Origin of the sequence: Paenibacillus sacheonensis (assembly GCF_009909195.1) — a bacterium.
In the GTDB taxonomy this organism is placed as follows: domain Bacteria; phylum Bacillota; class Bacilli; order Paenibacillales; family Paenibacillaceae; genus Paenibacillus_Z; species Paenibacillus_Z sacheonensis.
On the sequence record NZ_JAAAMU010000016.1, the window covers coordinates 108,185 to 126,645 of the forward strand.

The 18,461-nt window shown below is 57.1% G+C and carries 20 protein-coding genes; 17 read left to right on the top strand and 3 right to left on the bottom strand.

Annotation, left to right across the window (positions count from 1 at the left end; translation table 11 throughout):
* Positions 1-31: 31 nt before the first annotated feature.
* The 14 genes from GT003_RS24320 (at position 32) to GT003_RS24385 (ending at position 13,419) form a co-directional block, all read left to right on the top strand.
* Positions 32-1,054 carry an ABC transporter ATP-binding protein gene (locus tag GT003_RS24320; protein ID WP_161702804.1) on the top strand — a complete coding sequence of 341 codons (1,023 nt, stop codon included), beginning with the start codon at positions 32-34 and terminating at the stop codon, positions 1,052-1,054.
* A gap of 11 nt (positions 1,055-1,065) precedes the next feature.
* Positions 1,066-2,013: an ABC transporter ATP-binding protein gene (locus tag GT003_RS24325; RefSeq protein WP_161702902.1), complete on the top strand. Its 948-nt coding sequence runs from the start codon at positions 1,066-1,068 to the stop codon at positions 2,011-2,013.
* A gap of 56 nt (positions 2,014-2,069) precedes the next feature.
* Positions 2,070-2,504 carry a hypothetical protein gene (locus tag GT003_RS24330; protein WP_161702806.1) on the top strand — a complete coding sequence of 145 codons (435 nt, stop codon included), beginning with the start codon at positions 2,070-2,072 and terminating at the stop codon, positions 2,502-2,504.
* A 250-nt stretch (positions 2,505-2,754) separates the two neighbouring features.
* On the top strand, positions 2,755-3,330 hold the full coding sequence (locus GT003_RS24335) for an HD domain-containing protein (RefSeq protein ID WP_239566098.1): 576 nt from the start codon (positions 2,755-2,757) through the stop codon (positions 3,328-3,330).
* Between the two features lie 109 nt (positions 3,331-3,439).
* Positions 3,440-3,955, top strand: coding sequence for a GNAT family N-acetyltransferase (locus GT003_RS24340; RefSeq protein WP_161702810.1), 516 nt, complete (start codon positions 3,440-3,442; stop codon positions 3,953-3,955).
* 90 nt (positions 3,956-4,045) lie between these two features.
* Positions 4,046-4,498, top strand: coding sequence for a hypothetical protein (locus GT003_RS24345; RefSeq protein WP_161702812.1), 453 nt, complete (start codon positions 4,046-4,048; stop codon positions 4,496-4,498).
* 255 nt (positions 4,499-4,753) lie between these two features.
* Positions 4,754-5,917 carry a GntR family transcriptional regulator gene (locus GT003_RS24350; RefSeq protein ID WP_161702814.1) on the top strand — a complete coding sequence of 388 codons (1,164 nt, stop codon included), beginning with the start codon at positions 4,754-4,756 and terminating at the stop codon, positions 5,915-5,917.
* A 306-nt stretch (positions 5,918-6,223) separates the two neighbouring features.
* Positions 6,224-7,357: a glycoside hydrolase family 76 protein gene (locus tag GT003_RS24355; protein ID WP_161702817.1), complete on the top strand. Its 1,134-nt coding sequence runs from the start codon at positions 6,224-6,226 to the stop codon at positions 7,355-7,357.
* A 274-nt stretch (positions 7,358-7,631) separates the two neighbouring features.
* Positions 7,632-8,120, top strand: coding sequence for a translation initiation factor IF-3 (gene infC, locus GT003_RS24360; protein ID WP_161702819.1), 489 nt, complete (start codon positions 7,632-7,634; stop codon positions 8,118-8,120).
* Between the two features lie 224 nt (positions 8,121-8,344).
* Positions 8,345-9,022, top strand: a complete 678-nt coding sequence (locus GT003_RS24365) for a FadR/GntR family transcriptional regulator (protein WP_161702821.1) — start codon at positions 8,345-8,347, stop codon at positions 9,020-9,022.
* 100 nt (positions 9,023-9,122) lie between these two features.
* Positions 9,123-10,439, top strand: coding sequence for an ABC transporter substrate-binding protein (locus GT003_RS24370; protein WP_161702823.1), 1,317 nt, complete (start codon positions 9,123-9,125; stop codon positions 10,437-10,439).
* A 72-nt stretch (positions 10,440-10,511) separates the two neighbouring features.
* Positions 10,512-11,393 carry a carbohydrate ABC transporter permease gene (locus GT003_RS24375; protein WP_161702825.1) on the top strand — a complete coding sequence of 294 codons (882 nt, stop codon included), beginning with the start codon at positions 10,512-10,514 and terminating at the stop codon, positions 11,391-11,393.
* Positions 11,393-12,220, top strand: coding sequence for a carbohydrate ABC transporter permease (locus tag GT003_RS24380; protein WP_161702827.1), 828 nt, complete (start codon positions 11,393-11,395; stop codon positions 12,218-12,220). Before GT003_RS24375 ends, GT003_RS24380 begins: the two co-directional genes overlap by 1 nt.
* Complete coding sequence (locus GT003_RS24385; RefSeq protein ID WP_161702829.1) at positions 12,217-13,419, top strand: trans-sulfuration enzyme family protein; 1,203 nt, start codon at positions 12,217-12,219, stop codon at positions 13,417-13,419. Before GT003_RS24380 ends, GT003_RS24385 begins: the two co-directional genes overlap by 4 nt.
* Positions 13,420-13,480: 61 nt before the next feature.
* On the opposite strand, the gene GT003_RS24390 is transcribed toward GT003_RS24385, so the two are convergent.
* Positions 13,481-13,750 carry a hypothetical protein gene (locus GT003_RS24390; protein WP_161702831.1) on the bottom strand — a complete coding sequence of 90 codons (270 nt, stop codon included), beginning with the start codon at positions 13,748-13,750 and terminating at the stop codon, positions 13,481-13,483.
* A 311-nt stretch (positions 13,751-14,061) separates the two neighbouring features.
* On the opposite strand from GT003_RS24390, the gene GT003_RS24395 reads away from it, so the two are divergent.
* The 3 genes from GT003_RS24395 (at position 14,062) to GT003_RS24405 (ending at position 16,435) form a co-directional block, all read left to right on the top strand.
* Positions 14,062-14,568: a hypothetical protein gene (locus tag GT003_RS24395; protein WP_161702833.1), complete on the top strand. Its 507-nt coding sequence runs from the start codon at positions 14,062-14,064 to the stop codon at positions 14,566-14,568.
* Between the two features lie 230 nt (positions 14,569-14,798).
* Positions 14,799-15,593, top strand: a complete 795-nt coding sequence (locus tag GT003_RS24400; protein ID WP_161702835.1) for a phytanoyl-CoA dioxygenase family protein — start codon at positions 14,799-14,801, stop codon at positions 15,591-15,593.
* Positions 15,590-16,435, top strand: a complete 846-nt coding sequence (locus GT003_RS24405) for a helix-turn-helix transcriptional regulator (RefSeq protein ID WP_161702837.1) — start codon at positions 15,590-15,592, stop codon at positions 16,433-16,435. Before GT003_RS24400 ends, GT003_RS24405 begins: the two co-directional genes overlap by 4 nt.
* Positions 16,436-17,452: 1,017 nt before the next feature.
* Here the strand turns inward: GT003_RS24405 and GT003_RS24410 are convergent.
* A complete protein-coding gene (locus GT003_RS24410) occupies positions 17,453-18,148 on the bottom strand; it encodes a PspA/IM30 family protein (protein WP_161702839.1) in 696 nt (231 codons plus the stop codon).
* Between the two features lie 52 nt (positions 18,149-18,200).
* On the bottom strand, positions 18,201-18,428 hold the full coding sequence (locus GT003_RS24415; protein WP_161702841.1) for a PspC domain-containing protein: 228 nt from the start codon (positions 18,426-18,428) through the stop codon (positions 18,201-18,203).
* Positions 18,429-18,461 lie beyond the last annotated feature (33 nt).

Sequence of the window (18,461 nt, forward strand, 5' to 3'; positions counted from 1 at the left end):
GGCGACCGATGGGCAAAGGAGTGATGGGACGATGACAGAACAACTGCTGACGGTCGATAATTTGAGAGTATCCTTCCATACCCGGGCGGGCGAGAACCAGGCCGTTCGGAGCGTGAGCTTCCGCGTCGGCGCCGGCGATACCTTGGGCATCGTAGGCGAATCGGGAAGCGGCAAGAGCGTCACGGCCAAGGCGATCATGGATCTGATCGCCGCGCCGGGCGAAGTGCTGGGCGGCGAGATCCGTTTCCGGGGCGAGAGCCTGCGCGGGCTGCCGCAGAAGAAATGGCGCCAGCTCCGGGGCAACCGGATCGCGATGGTCTTTCAAGATCCGATGACGTCGCTCAATCCGGTCAAGACGATCGGGTATCAGATCGCGGAGGTGCTTCGCAGGCACAAAGGGTTAGGCAAGGAAGCCGCCCTCAAGGAATCGGTCAACATGCTGCGCAAGGTCGGGATCAACGAGCCTGAGCGCCGCGTGCATCAATATCCGCATGAATTCAGCGGCGGCATGCGCCAGCGCGTCATGATCGCGATGGCGCTCTCGTGCGATCCGGAGCTGCTCATCGCGGACGAGCCGACGACGGCGCTCGACGTGACGATCCAGGCGCAGCTGCTCGATCTGCTCACGCAGCTGAAGCAGCAGTCCGACACCGCGATCGTGCTCATCACGCATGATCTCGGCGTCGTCGCCAAGGTATGCACCCGCGTCGTCGTCATGTACGCCGGCATGGTCATGGAAGAGGGCACAGTCGAGGATATCTTCTATCGGACGGGCCACCCGTACACGCAAGGACTGCTTCGGTCCCTGCCGCAGCGAGGAGGCGCGAACCGCGAACGGCTCGTGCCGATCGAGGGGTCGCCGCCGGATCTGATCGATCCGGAGCCCGGCTGCCCGTTCAGGGAACGGTGTCCGTATGCATTCGAGAAGTGCGGGGAGCTTCCGCCCATGCTCGAGACCGAAGGAGACGGGCACCGCTCGTTGTGCTGGCTGCTGGAAGGCGGCAAACGGACGCTTGCGCAGGCGCTGGAGGAAAGGGGCGAAGCGGCGCGATGAGCGACATCTTAATGAACGATGCGATCAGCAGTAAAGGCGCGGCTTCGGGCGCCAAGAACGACGTGCTGGTGGACGTGCGGAATTTGAAGAAGCATTTTACGAAGGGCACGGATATTTGGGGACGATCCAAGGACGTCCTGAAGGCGGTCGACGGCGTCAGCTTCCAGATTCGCCGGGGCGAAACGTTCGGCCTCGTCGGCGAATCCGGCAGCGGCAAGTCCACGGTCGGCCGCTGTCTCATCCGGCTGTACGACTACACGGCAGGCGAGGTGCTGTTCGACGGGACGGATATCTCGAAGCTCGGGGACAAGCAATTGAAGCCGTACCGCAGGCGTATTCAGACGATTTTCCAAGATCCGTATTCATCGCTTAATCCCGGCATGAACGTGCTGGATCTGATCGGCGAGCCGATGAACATTCACGGCTTGCACAAGAGCGGCGAGGAAAGGAAGGAAAGCGTCGGCGCCCTGCTCGAGCGGGTAGGGCTGAAACGCGAGCATATGTACAGGTACGCGCATGAATTCAGCGGCGGCCAGCGGCAGCGGATTTCGATTGCGCGCGCGCTGTCCGTGCGGCCCGACTTCGTCGTCTGCGACGAACCGATCTCGGCGCTCGACGTCTCCGTGCAGGCGCAGGTCATCAACATGCTCGAGGATCTGCAGGCCGAATTCGGACTGACCTATCTATTCATCGCCCATGATCTGTCGATGGTGCGCCATATCTCCGACCGGATCGGCGTCATGTACGGCGGCCGTCTCGTGGAAGTGGCGGACAGCGACGAGCTGTACGAGAACCCGCTGCATCCGTATACGAAGGCGCTGTTGTCGTCGATTCCGATTCCCGATCCGCGCGCGGCCCGCACGAGCAGTCCGCTGATCTATGATCCGCGAGGCGCTGCGGCCGGCGGGGATCAAGAGCTGAAAGAAGTCAGTCCGGGCCATTATGTAGCCGGTTATTGATCTTCTTGTATGTAGGGATCAACCAAAGCTAACAGACCGATAAGGAGGAACCGTCAATGGAAGATAAGGTCAAACTGTCCCAATGGGACGCGCTGCTGCTCGAAGGATTGCGCAGACTCGGCTGGTCCGACGACGAAGTGGTTCGGAGAGTGAAGGAACGCGACGAACTGCCTGCCGATGACAGTATATACGAATTCGATTACGGCCAGCTGGCGGATTTCGCCGCGGCTAACCCGGAGACTTTCGAGGCCGCCGTCCGTGGCGGTTACGGCATCAAATACAACACCGTTCGCGGCATTCGTTCCTGGATCAACGTCGCCTTCGCGCAGGAACCTGAGCTGGTGCTGGAAGCGGGCAATGAAGCTGTCGTCGCTTCGCTGACGCCTGCCGAGCATGAGCGGCTGCTGTCCGTATTGTCGTTTGGATGGGCGGTACGCGAGGAGAATCCCGGCAAAGCCGGATTGTACCGGATCGAACCAATCCAGCGTTAAGGCGGGTTGACGGGCCTCTCTTTGGCGCTCCGACTGGGCTAATCATGGGTAGCATGCGATACAAACTAACAAGGGGCGGTCCACTCGCGGGCGGCCCCTTTTTTTGCATATCGGCCGTTATCTACAAAACCTACATGGAATGCGCAGCGCGGGATGCTTCCAAGATATGCTACTATTATCAGTAAGGACGTTTTTAAGATTCGGACCCTATGGAGGCGGACACGTGGAAACGGCGGAGCTCGAGAAGCAGATGGCGTTCTTGGTTGAAATCGACAAGCTGAAGACGATTCGGCGCAAAACGAAAATCATGCACGGAGACCGGCTCGAAAACGACGCCGAACATTCGTGGCATTTGGCCATGATGGCGTTGATCCTGCAGAAGGAAGCGAATGCGCATATCGACCTGTTGAAAGTGATCAAAATGCTGCTTGTCCATGACATCGTAGAAATCGATGCCGGCGATACGTTCGCCTACGACACGAAGGGGCAGGAAGACAAATCGGCTCGGGAGCAGCGTGCAGCCGCGCGGATCTTCGGCCTCCTGCCGATAGAGCAGGAAGGGGAGCTGCTCGGGCTGTGGCGGGAGTTCGAGGCCAAGGAGACTGCGGAGGCTTGTTTCGCGGCATCGCTCGACCGCCTGCAGCCGCTCATTCACAATCACCATAACGATGGCGATACATGGCTGCGGTACAAGATTACCGAAGAGATGGTGCTGAAGCGCAATCGGGAGATCGCGAGCGGCTCGGAGAACTTGTGGGGTTATGCGCAGGAGCTCATTGGCCGCTCGGCGAAGCGGGGCATTTTGCGGCAATCGTACGAGGAATGAATCGAAGCCGGCCGCGCCGCTGGGTAAAGAAAGGGGTGGACCGTCGTCGGCCTTGCCCGCTGCAGGTTGACGCGGCCCAAATAATCGCATGGGAGGAGAAGGAACCGGAATGGATATTACGCTCGAGCCGCTCGGCGGCGAAGCGCTGAAGACGCTGTGGAAGTCCGCGTTCGAAGCGCATCGTTTGCACCGCCCCGAATCGTATTATGACGAGTGCCTGGCCGAAAACGCCGCCGGAACGCGCATTACGCTGCTTGCGTTGGCCGATGGCCAAGTGGTCGGCTGCGCACATTTGAAATATACGTCCTCGTATCCGTATTTCAAGGACAAGCATATTCCGGAGATCAGCGATATGAACGTATTCCCGGAGTACCGGAAACGGGGGACGGCCAACAAGCTGATGGATGAATTCGAACGAATCGTCGGGCTGGATCATAATCGGATCGGCATTGGCGTCGGTTTGTACAAGGATTATGGCGCCGCGCAGCGAATTTATTGTCAACGAGGCTACGTTCCGGACGGGAACGGCGTCATGTATCGCGACATCGAAGTCGTGCCGGGCCAGACGGTGCGCATGGACGACGAGCTGGTGCTTTATTTCGTAAAGGAGCTGGATTACGACTGAGACCTGCAGGCTGGCATGGCCGCCGATCGGGATTTCGATAGCTGCGCATGAACGAAAATCACCGTGACGAACATCGAGAGGAGCTGCCGAATGAAGCATCCAAAATTAGTGATCGCCGCGTTATCCGTCGTCGTCGTCATTCTGGGCATCGTCTTGTTCAACGATATCCGGGCGCGGAGCGACAGCGACGAACGATTGCGTTTCGTACAGCAAATGGCCGACAATTCCTTTCGCTACCAGCTGGGGGAAGCGGCCTCGAGCTTCGGCAAGGACATGGACGAGGATGAGGCAAGCTTCCATCAGTGCGTGGCTGCCGTATCCGCGGCTGCCGCGCTGGCCAAGCTGACTTCATTCGAGAAGCAAAACGACGGCATCGACGTCGTGCTCGACGGCTTCGGGAAAAACCTGCTCAATCCATCCAATCGGGCGGCGGTACTCGGCAAAGCGCCGGAGCTCCGGGAACTATTCGCGAAGTTGAATCAGAACCCGGCCGACAAGGAAACGACGAACAAGCTCGCTGAATTCGGGGACACGCTTCGCTAGCAGGCATCCGTACTATCGTTGTAATCGTGGAGGGGGAGGCCGGGGGCGGCTTCCTCCCTCTTTTTTAGGCGTCGGAACTGCTTGTCGCAGGCGATGAGTGGGCTTCCTTTCTGCCTATAAATCTGCTTTTTCGTATCGCTGAGCTCATTTGGCTTGGACAATGCCATATAGCATGATATATTAATATACATTCAAATGGAACGTAAGGAAGACTTCAGCGCGGCCGGCGGGCTGCCTGAATGATCGGAGGTAGTCATGACGAACGAGTCCCCATCAAAGCCGATGTATGAACGTATATTCGAAACGCTTCGCGACGAGATCAACGAGCGGAAATACGAGGCAGGCGACCGCGTTCCTTCGGAGAAGGAGCTGGGCGACGAGCACGGGGTCAGCCGGATCACGAGCAAGAAGGCGCTCGAGCTGCTGGCGAACGAAGGGTATATTATCCGGCAGCCTGGGCGGGGGTCGTTCGTGGCGGATGCAGCCGTGAAGGGGGCAGCCGCGAGAGCCGCCGGCTCGCATCCGATACGCCATAAGCCGCGGAGCGCGGAGGGCAAGCTGCTGATCGGCCTGGTCATTACGGATTTTGCCGACAGCTACGGCACGGCCTTGATCTACGGCATGGAGGAGGCCTCCCGCCTCAACGACGCTTATCTGGTGCTTCGCCGATCGTTCGGCAACCCTGCCAACGAGGCGGAAGCGATTCAAGGCCTGCTGGAGCTGGGCGTCGATGGGCTTATTATTTTCCCGGCGCAGGGAGAGTATTTTAACGCTGAAATCCTGAAGCTCGTCATTACGAAATTTCCGTTCATCCTCATCGATCGGCATCTGAAAGGCGTGGCAGCGGGCTCCATCAGCACGGATAACGTCGGCGCCGCAAAGGAAGGAACGAATTATCTGTTCGGGCTCGGTCATACGTCGATCGGCTTCCTGACGCCGCCGCCTGCGGATACGACCGCGATCGAGGAGCGGATCGAAGGCTTCATCCAGGCGCACGCGGAGAGGGGCATCAAGGTCGAGCGCGAGCTGTGGATCGAGACCATCGCTTCCTCGCTGCCGAAGGCCAACGCGGAGGAGAACAGGAAGCGGGACATCGCCGCAATCAAGGCGCATCTGACGAAGTATCCGCAGATTACGGCGCTCTTCGCGACGGAATACGATATCGCGCAATTGGCCATCAGGGCGGCAAGCGAGCTGGGATTATCCGTCCCGGAGGATCTCTCGATCCTGTGCTTCGACAGCCCGGAACACGACGGGACTTTCCCGCTCACGCACATGAAGCAGGATCAGCAAGGCTTGGGCAAGCTTGCCTTCGAGAACGTATTGAAGCTTCGGGAAGGCGAGTCGCTTCCGATCAAGACGCTGCTGGAAGCGACCTTGGTCGTCGGCGATTCGACGGGGCCGATGAAGCGGCGTTAGGGTGGCGGTGGCGAAGTGAATGCCGTATTCCCAATAATTCAGACTCTATTTAATCAAGACCCCGTATAAACAAGACCGAATCATAGTCTAGATCGAAACACATTCAAGACCGAAACACATTCAAGGCCTCCGGCAGTCTCGCCCCGGAGGTCTTCTTTTGCTTCTATACCAATTAATTTGTTAGTATAACAATATATTTAAATGTTATAAGTTATATATTGACATACCAGTTTCATGCCCATAAACTGTGATTGAAAGCGACGACGATCGAACGGTCGGTAAAACGTACATAGGAGAGTGGCAGCCATGATGTGGGCGAATCGCGCCGAAGAAGCGCAGCAAGCTTTAGCGGATCTGTACTGGAATCCTTCCATCCGGCTGTATGACATCGAGATTCCTTGCCCGGACGGGGCATGCAACACGATTTTTCATTATTGGTGGATGGCGCATGCCGTAGATGCGCTCGTCGACGGTTATGACCGGACGCGGAATCCGCGATATGCGGCGACGCTTGCCGATCTTCACGAGGGACTGCTCGTCCGTAATGGAGGGGCATTCCCGAACGAACTGTACGATGACATGGAGTGGATGGCGATCGCTTGGCTGCGTGCCTACGAGGCGATTGGCGTCGAGGCGTACAAAGCAACCGCGCTGCTGCTGTGGGAGGACATCCAAACCGGCTGGAACGATCACATGGGCGGAGGCATTGCCTGGCAGAAATCGCAGCCGGATTACAAGAATACGCCGGCCAACGCGCCGGCAGCCATACTGGCCGCCAGGCTCTACAAGGCATTCGGTCGTCCGGAGGACCTCGCCTGGGCGCAGCGGATCTACGGCTGGATGAAGGTGAATCTCGTTAATCCCGAGAATGGCTTCGTCTGGGACGGCATGAACCGGACCGGCGACGGCTCCATCGACAAGGACTGGAAGTTTACGTACTGCCAGGGCGTCTATATCGGCGCCGGCGTGGAGCTGTTTCGCTTGACGGGCGACAGCGTCTACCTGACCGACGCGAAGCGCACCGCGGCTGCTGCTGCGGCGGAATTGGCCGACCCGGCAAGCGGCCTGCTGCAGGACGAGGGAGACGGCGATGGCGGTCTGTTCAAGGGCATCCTCGTCCGCTATCTCGGCGAACTGGCACGCGCCGAGTCCGGCGGCACGGCTGCCGCCGTTACGGATACGGCCGCCGGCACGGATTCGAGCGCCGGATCCGGTGCGGACGCAATCACGCTGCTTGCGCTTAATGCGACGGCGTTGTGGGCGCAGGGCCGCGACCCGGAGCGCTGCGTCTTCGGCACGAATTGGGGCTCCGCGCCTGCCGAGCGCGTGACGCTCAGCGCGCAGCTGAGCGGCATCATGCTGCTCGAGCAGCTCGCGCTGCTGGAGCGCCGGGTCCCCGAGACCCCGCTCGGCGAAGCGCCAGAGCGTGAGGCGGTCTGAGCCGTTTAGCATCGGAAATGGATAAGGGGCCCTGAGGGCAGATCATGGCCGCCCCTACCTCGTTCATTGCTTTACAATATGTATAGTTAATCTAATAAATAAAGTTATAATAATTAATCCCATTTAATACCATATGAAAAAGCAGCTCCGGAAGCTGCTTTTTCTTTTGCGCATACTCGCGGAATATGTCAGAATGTAGGAATGACGCCAAGCCGCGAACGGAAATAAGGAAGCGCTTTCCAAACCCGCGGCGTAAGAAGGAGCATAGACTGCCATGATCATAAATGAACAAATTAAAGCATCCGAAGTACGGCTTACGGGCATTGACGGCGAGGATCTCGGCATCGTATCCCGAAGCGAAGCGCTTGCGCTGGCCAAGCGGCACGACGTCGACCTGGTCTGCCTCTCGCTGATGAGCAGCCCGCCCCCGTGCCGGCTGGTCAGCCGGAGTGCGGCCAAGCAGGACAGGAACGCGCAGAAGCGGGAAGAGAAGCGCAAGGCGCAGACGCCGAAAGAGAAGGAGATTCGGCTGACGCCGCATATCGAGGATCATGACTACGACACGAAGCTGCGGCAGATCGAGAAGCTGCTGCAATCCGGTCACGCCGCCCTGCTGACGGTGCGCGCGCAGAGCAAGGAGAGCCAGCAGGCGAAGGCGCTGCTTGAGCGGCTGGTGTCCGACCTCAAGGGAAAAGGAAGTAAGGAAACGGGCATCCAGGTCAGCGGCAAAGGGGCTGCCGTCAAAATCATTCCGTCGGAATAAAGCGGGTGCAAGAGAGAGACGCGGGCTAGACGAGCTATCGCGCGTGCACATCGGTTGCGGGCATATGGAGCAGAGTTGAGCGCAGAGGCGTGAGTTGGAAGTATTCCTTATAAAGGAATACTTTCCTTTTCATGCCTTGGCGGATTCGTTGACTTTGGGTAATGACTGGCATAAACTATAAACCTATCAGATAGGTTGATAGGTAAGGAGGGACATGTTGACCCATGGGGAAAATTCAAAAGATCTTGGTACACGAGCAGGTCTCGCAAGAAATTCAGAACTATATTCAAGAGAAAGAACTGTCCGAGGGCGACAAGCTGCCTTCCGTCGAAGAAATGACGCAGATGTTCGGCGTCGGCCGTTCTTCGCTGCGGGAAGCGCTGCGCTATTTGGAAGCGATGGATATCATCCAGGTAGAGAATGGCAAGGGGATTTTCGTCCGCGACGTGAATACGTATCGCTTTATGGGAAAAGTTAAGATCGAGCAGGAACGCAACTTTTTGCTTCATACGCTCGAGGTTCGAAGAGCGCTCGAGGGACAGATTATCCGACTGGCGTCCAAACGAATCACCGATAAGCAGATCGCGGAACTCGAAGTATGCCTGGAGGAATACCGCAAGCTGAAGGAAGCCGGCAAGGACACGTCCAAGACCGATCTGGCGTTCCATCAGTCGATCATAAAGGCGGCGGGCAATCCGGTACTGGAGACGGTTATGGACTCTTTCGCCGGTCTTTACGAGAAGTTTTTTAACGATCCGCTGGGCAACAAGCAGCTGTTCGACGAGACGTATCCCTTTCACATCACGATGTTCGATGCGATCAAAGCGCATGATACGGAGAATGCCATGGAAGAGTTTTACAAGATGATGGACTGTATCGAAGCCAAAATTAAAAGCGTCTAGAAGCGGCGTTTTTTATATTGACAGCCGATAGCGCTTTCAATATAATCAAACCTATCAGACAGGATGACTGTATGATACATCCAGACAGGGGGAAAGAAATATGACAACGCGCAATAAGGTTTCGGCTTTGGTGTTATGCGGTGCGCTGACTGCCGGATTACTGGCGGGCTGCGGCAGCAAGAATGACTCGACGAACGAAGGTAATGGCGGCGGACAAGTGACGCTTCGAATGATCGAAAGCTTGACCAGTCCAGCACGGACAGAACTGCTTAAAGCTTCCATTGAGAAGTTTGAGACTGCAAACCCCAACATTAAGGTGGACCTGATTTCGCCCCCTTTCGACCAAGCGGACAACAAGATTCGTACGATGCTCGGAGCCAAGGAAGACCTGGACGTCATCGAAGCACGTGATCTTAACGTCTCTGAATATGTGAATAACGGGTTTATCGACCCCCTTAATACGTTTGCCGACTCCTGGTCGGATTATGCTTCGGTTAGCGCAATCGCGAAATCGCTCGGCTCCGTCGGCGACAAACTGTATTTCGTGCCGAACGGCCTCTACGAGCGCCAACTGTTCTACCGCGCGGACTGGTTCAAGGAACTGGGCTTGACGCCGCCGAAGACGTGGGAAGAACTGTATGAAACGGGCAAGAAACTGACGGATCCGTCCAAAAACCGTTTCGGCTTCTCCTTCCGCGGAGCATCGGGTTCCAACGGCACGACCGACGCGATCACGCTGGCTTACAACGGCGACAACGTCAACCTGGAAGATTCGATGTTCACGAAGGACGGCAAGAGCATCTACTCCACGCCGGAAGGCAAACAAGCGATGGAGCTGTACCTCAAGCTGTACAAAGACACTTCCCCGCCGGATTCCGTGAACTGGGGCTTCCAAGAGCAAGTGCAGGCATTCACGTCCGGCGTAACGGGCATGCTGCTGCAGGATCCGGACGTTATCCAATCGCTGACGGAGAAGATGGCCGAAGGCACGTGGGCGACGGCTCCGCTGCAAGCCGGTCCCGGCGGCAAAGCGCTGCTCGCCGCAGGCGGCGCAGGCTGGGCCATTCCTTCCGATTCCAAGCATAAAGAAGAAGCTTGGAAGCTGATCTCGTTCCTCTCGAGCCCGGCGGAGAACACGGAGTTCTCGAAGAAATTCGGTCTTATTCCGATCCACACGTCCGCTACGGAAGACGAATTCTTCAAATCCGGTCCGTACAAGACGCTGCTCGACATGAGCAACGATTCGGCGCATTTCGTGAACTTCAAACCGCCGTTCCAATATCCTGGCAACGGACAATGGGGTCAGCTGGTGCAGGATTCGGGTCAATCGCTGCTGCTCGGCCAAACGTCTTTGGACGATACCCTGAAGAAATGGGCCGATTTCTGGGACAAGCAGAAAGCGGAACTGAAGAAGTAAAACGTGAGTCAATGATTAAGGAGGGCGGCGCTGGCCGCCCTTACTACATTCAAGAAGCAAGGCGGTGCATGTATGAACAACAAGAAGGTTTTTATTCTATCGGGGTTGCTCCCCGCCTTGGCGCTAATTCTGGCGTTCACGTATTATCCGTTTCTGAAAGGGATCATCATGGCTTTTCAGGATTACAAGCTGTTCGATCTCCGGAATGTCCATTTCGTCGGTCTGGATAACTTCAAGGCTGCTTTCAAGGATCCGAAATTTTTCACCGCGCTGAAAAACAGCGGCTACTGGGTGTTCTGCTCGCTTATTCTTCAATTCGTCTTCGGTCTCGCGCTTGCGCTGCTCCTGAGAAAGCCGTTCAGAGGCAGAGGTATTTTCCAAGGCTTCGCGTTCTATTCATGGGCGCTGTCGGGCTTCCTGATCGGGATGATCTGGAAGTGGATGTTCAATTCGCAAATCGGCGTCATCAACGATCTTCTGCTGCGCTTGCACATCATCGACGAACGGATCGGCTTTCTGTCGAATCCGAAGTGGGCGATGATGTCCGTCATTATTGCCAACGTGTGGTACGGCATCGCGTTCTTCGCGATCATGCTGCTGGCGGCCCTGCAATCCGTGCCTGCCGATCTGTACGAAGCAGCCGACATGGACGGGGCGACGGGCATTCGCAAGCTGTGGAACGTGACGCTTCCCTATATTCTGCCGACGATCATCGCCACGACGCTTCTGCGGGCGATCTGGATCTTCAACGATCCGAGTCTTATCTATGGATTAACGAACGGCGGTCCGGCCGGCAGCACGCATATCCTGTCTTCCCTGATGCTGGACAAGATCATCTATGCCGGGGATTACGGCGCAGCTTCCGCGATCGGGGTCATCATGATCGCCCTGCTGCTCTTGTATACGATTTTCTTCCTGACCGTCACCAAGGCGGAGAAAGTGGGTGACTTCTAATGAAGCAGCGTTTAGGAACGGGGTTCAAAGTTTTGTTTTTGGGCATCTACCTGATCGTTATGGTGTTCCCGCTTTATTGGATCGTCATCACGTCGCTGAAGCCGCAGAAGGATATCTTCACCTTCCCGCTGCGTTACTGGCCGAAGCAGTTCACCATGGACAATTACGTGAATATTTTCAAAATCTCGAAATTCCATATTTATATCGGCAACAGCTTGATCGTGTCCATCGCGGCGGCTTTTATCGTCATTATTATTTCCGTGCTTAGCGCTTATGTGCTGGCTCGCTACAAGTTCCGCGGTCACGGGCAGGTCATGCTGGCGTTCTTCTTGACGCAGATGCTGCCGGGCTTCATCTCGCTCGCGCCGCTGTATCTGATGATGAGCCATATGGACCTGCTGAACACGCGGTACTCGCTCGTCCTGATGTACACCGTCGGGCTGATTCCGTTCTCGACGATCATGCTGCGCGGATTCTTCCAACGGATCCCGGGAAGCCTGGAAGAAGCGGCGATGATCGACGGGTGTTCGCGCTGGTCGGCATTGCTGCGGGTCATCATTCCCGTCATGCTGCCGGGCATCGCGTCGACGTTCATTTTCGCCTTCGTGCAGAACTGGAACGAGCTGTTCCTGGCCGTCATGTTCATCGATGACGAATCGATGAAGACGCTGCCCGTCGCGATGAATTCGTTCATTCTGAAATTCGACGTGGACTGGGGCGCGATGTCGGCGGGAGCGGTCCTGTCCATCATTCCGACCATTTTCATCTTCGCGATAGCGCAGCGCTTCATCGTGGAAGGATTGACGCAAGGAGCAGAAAAAGGATGAGCCAGCCAAACAACAAGAATCAACAGAACAGCAAAGTGCCGCTCGAGGAGCGATTTACCCAAACCGCGTACGATGCCTTGGACACCAGGCATCACGGCGCGATTCACGTGCCGATCTATCAGAACAGCCTGTTCGCGTTCGAAACGTACGAGGCTTTCGAACATGCATTCAAGGATCTGATGCACAACCATATTTATTCCCGGGGCAATAATCCGACCGTCTCGTATTTGGAGCAGAAGCTTGCGGAATTGGAAGGAGCCGAAGAGGCCAAGTGCTTCGCCTCCGGCATGGGCGCGATCTCCGCGTCCATCCTGTCCTGCGTCGGGCAGGGCGATCATACCGTATGCGTCGATCAAGCCTACGGGCCGACGAAGGAGCTGCTCTCCTTATATATGAGCCGCTTCGGCGTGGAGACGACGTTCGTCGACGGCAGGTTCATCGATAACATCCGCGAGGCGGCTCGTCCGAACACGAAGCTGATCTACCTGGAAAGCCCGACGACGATGTACTTCGAGCTGCAGGATTTGCAGGCGTGCGCGGCATACGCGCGGAGCATCGGCGCCCGGACGATCATCGACGGGACTTGGGCGACGCCGCTGTACCAGAATCCGCTGGCGCTGGGCGTCGATCTCGTCGTGCATTCCATTACCAAATACATCGGCGGCCACAGCGACTGCGTCGGCGGCGTCGTGCTCGGCTCCCGCGAGCTGGTCGGGCGGATCGGCAATCAGGAGTACATGCTGCTCGGAGCGATCATGACGCCTCAGACCGCCGCGCTGGTGTCCAAGGGACTGCGGACGCTGCCTCTGCGCATGGAACGTCATGAATCAAGCGGTCTTGCCGTCGCGGAGCATGTTCGCACGCTGCCGTTCGTGCGCCGCGTCAACCATCCCGGCCTGCCGTCCCATCCGCAGCATGACCTGGCCGTCAGCCAAATGTCCGGCAGCAGCAGCCTGTTCTCGTTCGTTGCGGACGCGCCGCTCCAGACGATGAAGGCTTGGGCCGACGAGCTGAAATATTTCAAGATCGGCGTCAGCTGGGGCGGATTCGAGAGTCTCGTCACCGTTAATCCGGTAAGCGAGCATTCCGAAGACGGCTGCATCGTTCGGTTGTATGTCGGACTCGAGAGCCCGCAGGATTTGATCGCGGATATCAATCGGGCAGCAGCGGCGCTCTCGCTGAACGTGGTTTCTACCTAGCGCGCAGCAAACCGCCCTCCGCAAGCCAAAAGGCTTGAAGCGGAGGGCGGTTTGCTGCGTATTAATAGGAATGCCGGTCGTGACGCTGCCGCAGCTCGGTCGAATCGGTTTGACGGTCGGGTTCGTCCGTCTCGTTCAGATCGTCCATGGCGTCGCTGCTCTCATGGCCGTCAAATGTATGCTGGACCTTATCGACGATTTCGCCGACCGCATCGCTGACCATATCGATCGGTCCGAAGCTCTCGTGGTCTTTCGGCGTATTGATGCCGGCCGCGGTGTTCGAGGTCTCGTTGTACATTTCGTCGTAGCCGTCCTTGTTTTTCTTCTTCATGGTTACACCGCCTTTCTGCACCAGTTCGCTTGGATAACAGTGCCAATGCATCGTTTATATATTACCCCGCAGGCACGAATTACACTCAGCCGGGTTCGCCCGGCCGATTCGGTTATCCGTTATGTCCGTCGATTGGCAGCGCTATCAATCGTTCTTGAACTTCTGCCGAACTTCGGGCATATCCGGACGAGAAAGCGCGTATGTTTTACCCACGTCCCTCGTTTTGCAAACGGATACGTGGGATTTTGGCCTTATGCATGCGGCTATGGTATAATCACAGGCAATTCTATTACCGATATCCGGAGGCGATTATGCTCAGTTTCGATCAGAAGCTTGCGATTTTGGAGTCCTTTCCCGAGCTTAGCCGGAAGGACGTGTCGCTTGGCCGCGTCAATTATCAGTACGAGGGAAGTCTGTACGATAAGAAGAACGTTGCCTTCCACCTGCATCCCAACGGCAATGGATTCGTCTATGCCGGCAGCTTGAGCGGTTACGATACGGACGACAAGGGATTCGTGAATATTCGCGATTACGATGAGGCGGCGCTGCGCGAACTCGTAACGGAATCCATTCGGCTGCTGTCCGTCCGCGAGCCGGAGCCGGTTGCCGCGTCGAAGAAGGCGTCCTCTTCCGCTGCGGGCGTCAGCAAAGGTAAAGGCAATGTATCGGTGTGGCACGGCGCCGACAAACAGACGCTGACCTTGAAGCACGAGGATGATCTGTGGTACGTGTATGCAGGGCCTAACCTGGAGATGGTGCTCGAAACGTACGAGGAAGCGGAGCAATATTTGCACGAGGAAGGATTCTTCCTCGTATAAAGAAGCCGTGAGACTCGCCAAAGCCCGATTCCCCGTTCGATGACGGACGAGGGGACCGGGCTTTTTGCTGCGCGCGCAGCTGGTCGGTCAACGTGCCCCTGTAGACGTGTCCGGGCCTCGTTCTTGTGTGATTTTGAACCCCATATCGCATGGCCTGGCTGCTGTCGAGGACGGAATCCCGCGGTATAATGAGGGTATTCCCAAGCTGGAGAGAGGATGTCATGCACACCATGGACGCCAAACAAATCGATTTTTTCAACACCTTCGGATTTATTAAATTCCCTGCGCTGCTAAAGGAGGATATCGGCTGGATTCAAGACGAATTCGAGCAGGTGTTTCCGATGTTTCCGAAGCAAAAGCATGACGGAAGCAAGCGCACGATGATCGTGCCGTTCATCGACCAGAGGGAGAAGCTGAGCGGCCTCCTGGACCATCCCGCGATCCGCGATATTTTGGTCAGCCTACTTGGCAGCGATTACAACTATATGGGCAGCGACGGCAATTATTATTCCGGCGACACGCCGTGGCATCCGGATGGCCGGGAGCGGAGCCGCCAGCATATCAAGATCGCCTTCTACCTCGATCCCTTGACCGCGGAGAACGGCGCGCTTCGGGTTATTCCCGGCAGTCATCGGTTCGGGGACCGGTTCGGCGAAGACGTAATGGCCAAGGTGCAGCAGAGCCAGCAAGCATGGGGGATCCCGGGCAGCGAGGTGCCTGCGGTTGCGCTCGACGTCGTTCCCGGCGACGTGCTCGTGTTCAAGCACGAAACCTTCCACTCGTCGTGGGGCGGAAGCGGATACCGGCGAATGTTCACCATCAACGCTTCGGAACGGTTTCAAGGCGAACGGGCGCTTAGCGAGCTGCAGTCGCTCTGCCTGATGCATTATCATTACTCGCGCGACCATTACTATGGCCGGGCGATGCGGGAAAGTGCCGGTCCCGAGCGGTTGAAGAACCTGGAGCAGGTCATGTCGCTGGAAGCCGATTGGGCGGATCTGACGAAGCATTTGCCGGTTCTATGACAGCGGGAACGAACGAAGGGGTAGCCGAATCGGAGCTGCGGCAGGACGGTTATTTTCCGCCGCATGTCGTGCTGGCGCATCAATTCGTCGCAAGCGAGAGCTGGCGCATGCCCGAGCGGATTCTCAAATATCATCAGTTTCAATACATGACGGAGGGCGAAGGCTGCATTCAGGTCGAAGACCGCGTCTACGACGTCAAGCAGGGCGACCTCGTCTATATCCCTCCGCATGTGCCGCATGCGTCATGGAAACGTCCGGCGTCTCCGTTCGCCTGCATCTCGGTATCCTTCCACTTCGGCGACGCGCAGGAGCCCCCGTTGGCTTATATGGGAAGGACCGTTCTATTCGCCGGGGTTGCCGAACTGCCCGTTCACCGGCGGCTGCGCAGGCTCGTCGCTTTCAAGCATCAGCCCGGCCTGGCATCCATCATGGAATGTCAGGCGGAGCTGCTTGGCGTGCTGGCCGAGCTCTCCCGGCTCGATGCCGAAGGCGATGCGGGGAACCATGAGCGCAAGCGCAATGCGGGAGCGGTGCTGCAAATCAAAAATCACTTGCTGGAGCATTATCGGGAACCGCTGCGCTTGGTAGACCTCGAGAAGCTGACCGGCTTCTCGCCGAATTACGTCATTCGTCTCTTCAAAGACGCGACGGGCATGACGCCGTTTCAATACGTGCGCTGGGCGCGGCTGCAGAAAGCGCTGGAGCTGGCCTTTCACACGCCGATGACCGTCGGGGAGATCGCTGCCCACGTCGGGTACGCGGACGTTCACGCCTTCGGCAAAATGTTCAAGAAGAGCATGGGGAGCACGCTCAGCGCGTATCGGGACGGCATGTTTCTGTAGCGCGGGGCGGTGGCGTTGTAGGAGGGGGCGTCGGCCGGGGAGGACGGGTCGGGGTGTCCGGTTGGAAAGCTGGTTAAAGGTCGGCCTTCAAGGCGCGCTGCGTGCCTTGAAAGCCAGCAAAAAGCTGCCCGAGAGGCAGCTTTTCTCGGCTTATATGGCCTGTGCGGCATTAAATGCTGACTGACAGTCATCTATCTGCTTGCTTCGCGAGCGGATGTAACGAAAAAGCTCCTGTTAGGCAGCTTTTTCGTCTAACCGGGGCTGCACGGCACTAAAAGCTGCCTGCAAGTCAGCAACCTGCGCGCTGCGCAAGCGGAAGCAGCAAAAAAGCGGCAGCTGTTTCGTCTAACCGGGGCTGCACGGCGAAAAAATGGATTGAAAGTCAGCAATCGCCCGCTGTACGGGAAAAGCAAAATGCTCGCGAGCATGACACCTTCTAACGTGCCCTCATAACCCTCGAGCAAGACACCTTTTAACGCAAGCTCATCCCTCAAGCCTGACTAGCCCGACCGGGAAGCTGGAATTTTGTATTACGTACAACTTTCCCGGCCGTTTTGCCCTCTTGTTCATTGCATTTATGCCTTTTATGCAACTTTGAGAGCCAAAACTGCCCCTAAAGCCCGTCTATGAACCGGAATTTGTGTATGATGTGCAACAACAGGAGCCTATTCTCCCTTTATTGGTACTAAAATATGCATTATTTACAACATGAGCAAGTTACGCTGCCTGCCCTGATCATTTAGGTATTGTTGGTAGTACCTTTGAGGGAACGCTTCAAGCGCAGCGAATCCATATCCCAATTTATGACTTGAGGCAGCTTGCAAAGTCCGCCTGGGGCTTGCGCGGCACGAAAAGCTGCCCGCAATTCAGCACTCTGCGGGCTGCGCGAGCGGAAGCAGCAAAAAAGCTGCCCATGAGGCAGCTTTTTGACTCCGTACGAGGCCGAGCAGATCGGCAGCTTTCTGCTGTTCTTCGCTCAACGAGCTGCGCGAGCTTGAACGATGCCGAGGGAAATGCTTACTGTTCGTCGGTCGGCAGCTTCTTGCGCAGCTGCTCCAGCTGTTCGTCGACGAGCGAACCTTTGGACGCGTTCGGCGCGCTGGCGTAAGAACCGTTGTACCCGTACGGCGTGTAGGGGTTCCGGGAAGCTTGGATGCCGGCTTCCCACTGCGCGATTTTCTCTTCCATGCGCTGGAATCCGCGGGAGGCATTGCCGCCCTCCAGGACCGAGCGTCCCGTGCTGAAGCTCGGCATCGCCGTGCGGGATTGCGCGGCGGCTTGCTGCATGCGCTGGATGAGCTCATCCCGTTTCTGGATCAGCTGCGGCAGCTCGGCCTTGGCTGTCTCCAGCCGAAGCGTGAGTTCGCCGATTTGGCGCTTCGCATTCTCGCTCCACGCGCCGTATTCCTTCGCTTTCTCTTCGTAGTGCAGCTTCGCCGTCAGCGCTTCGCGGGCATGCGCTTCATGGCCGCCTCTCATCGCTTCCAGCGCCTTAGCCTCGCTTTGCTCCGCCAAGATGGACGCTTCGTTCGCCTGCTGCTGCAAGCCTTTCGCGAGCGCTTCCTGCTTCAGCAGCTCATGCTGCGCGTTCGCGATTTCTTCCTGCATGCCCCGGACGTACTGATTCATCATCATCGCCGGATCTTCCAATTTATCCAGCAGCTCGTTGGCCGCAGCCTGCGTAATGTTAAACAAGCGGTTTAAGATACCCATTTGCTTCATCTCCTATAGTTGAGTGTTGACGTTTCGCGTGACGGGATGACGGTTAGCCGTAGTAACGGAACGCTTGATCGGGCGACAGTACTTCGAACGGCGCCTTCGGCACCAGCACGCTGGCGACGATGTACAAGAGCAGCGTCGTGCCCAGGCTGAATACGCCGGAAATAAGAAGAATTAGCCGGATGATCGTTGGGTCGATACCGAAACGTTCGCCGATTCCTCCGGCAAGGCCTGTCAATTTGCGGTCCATAGTAGAGCGGTAAAGCTTTCTCATTGTAAATCCTCTCCTCTTCATCCTGCGTATGGG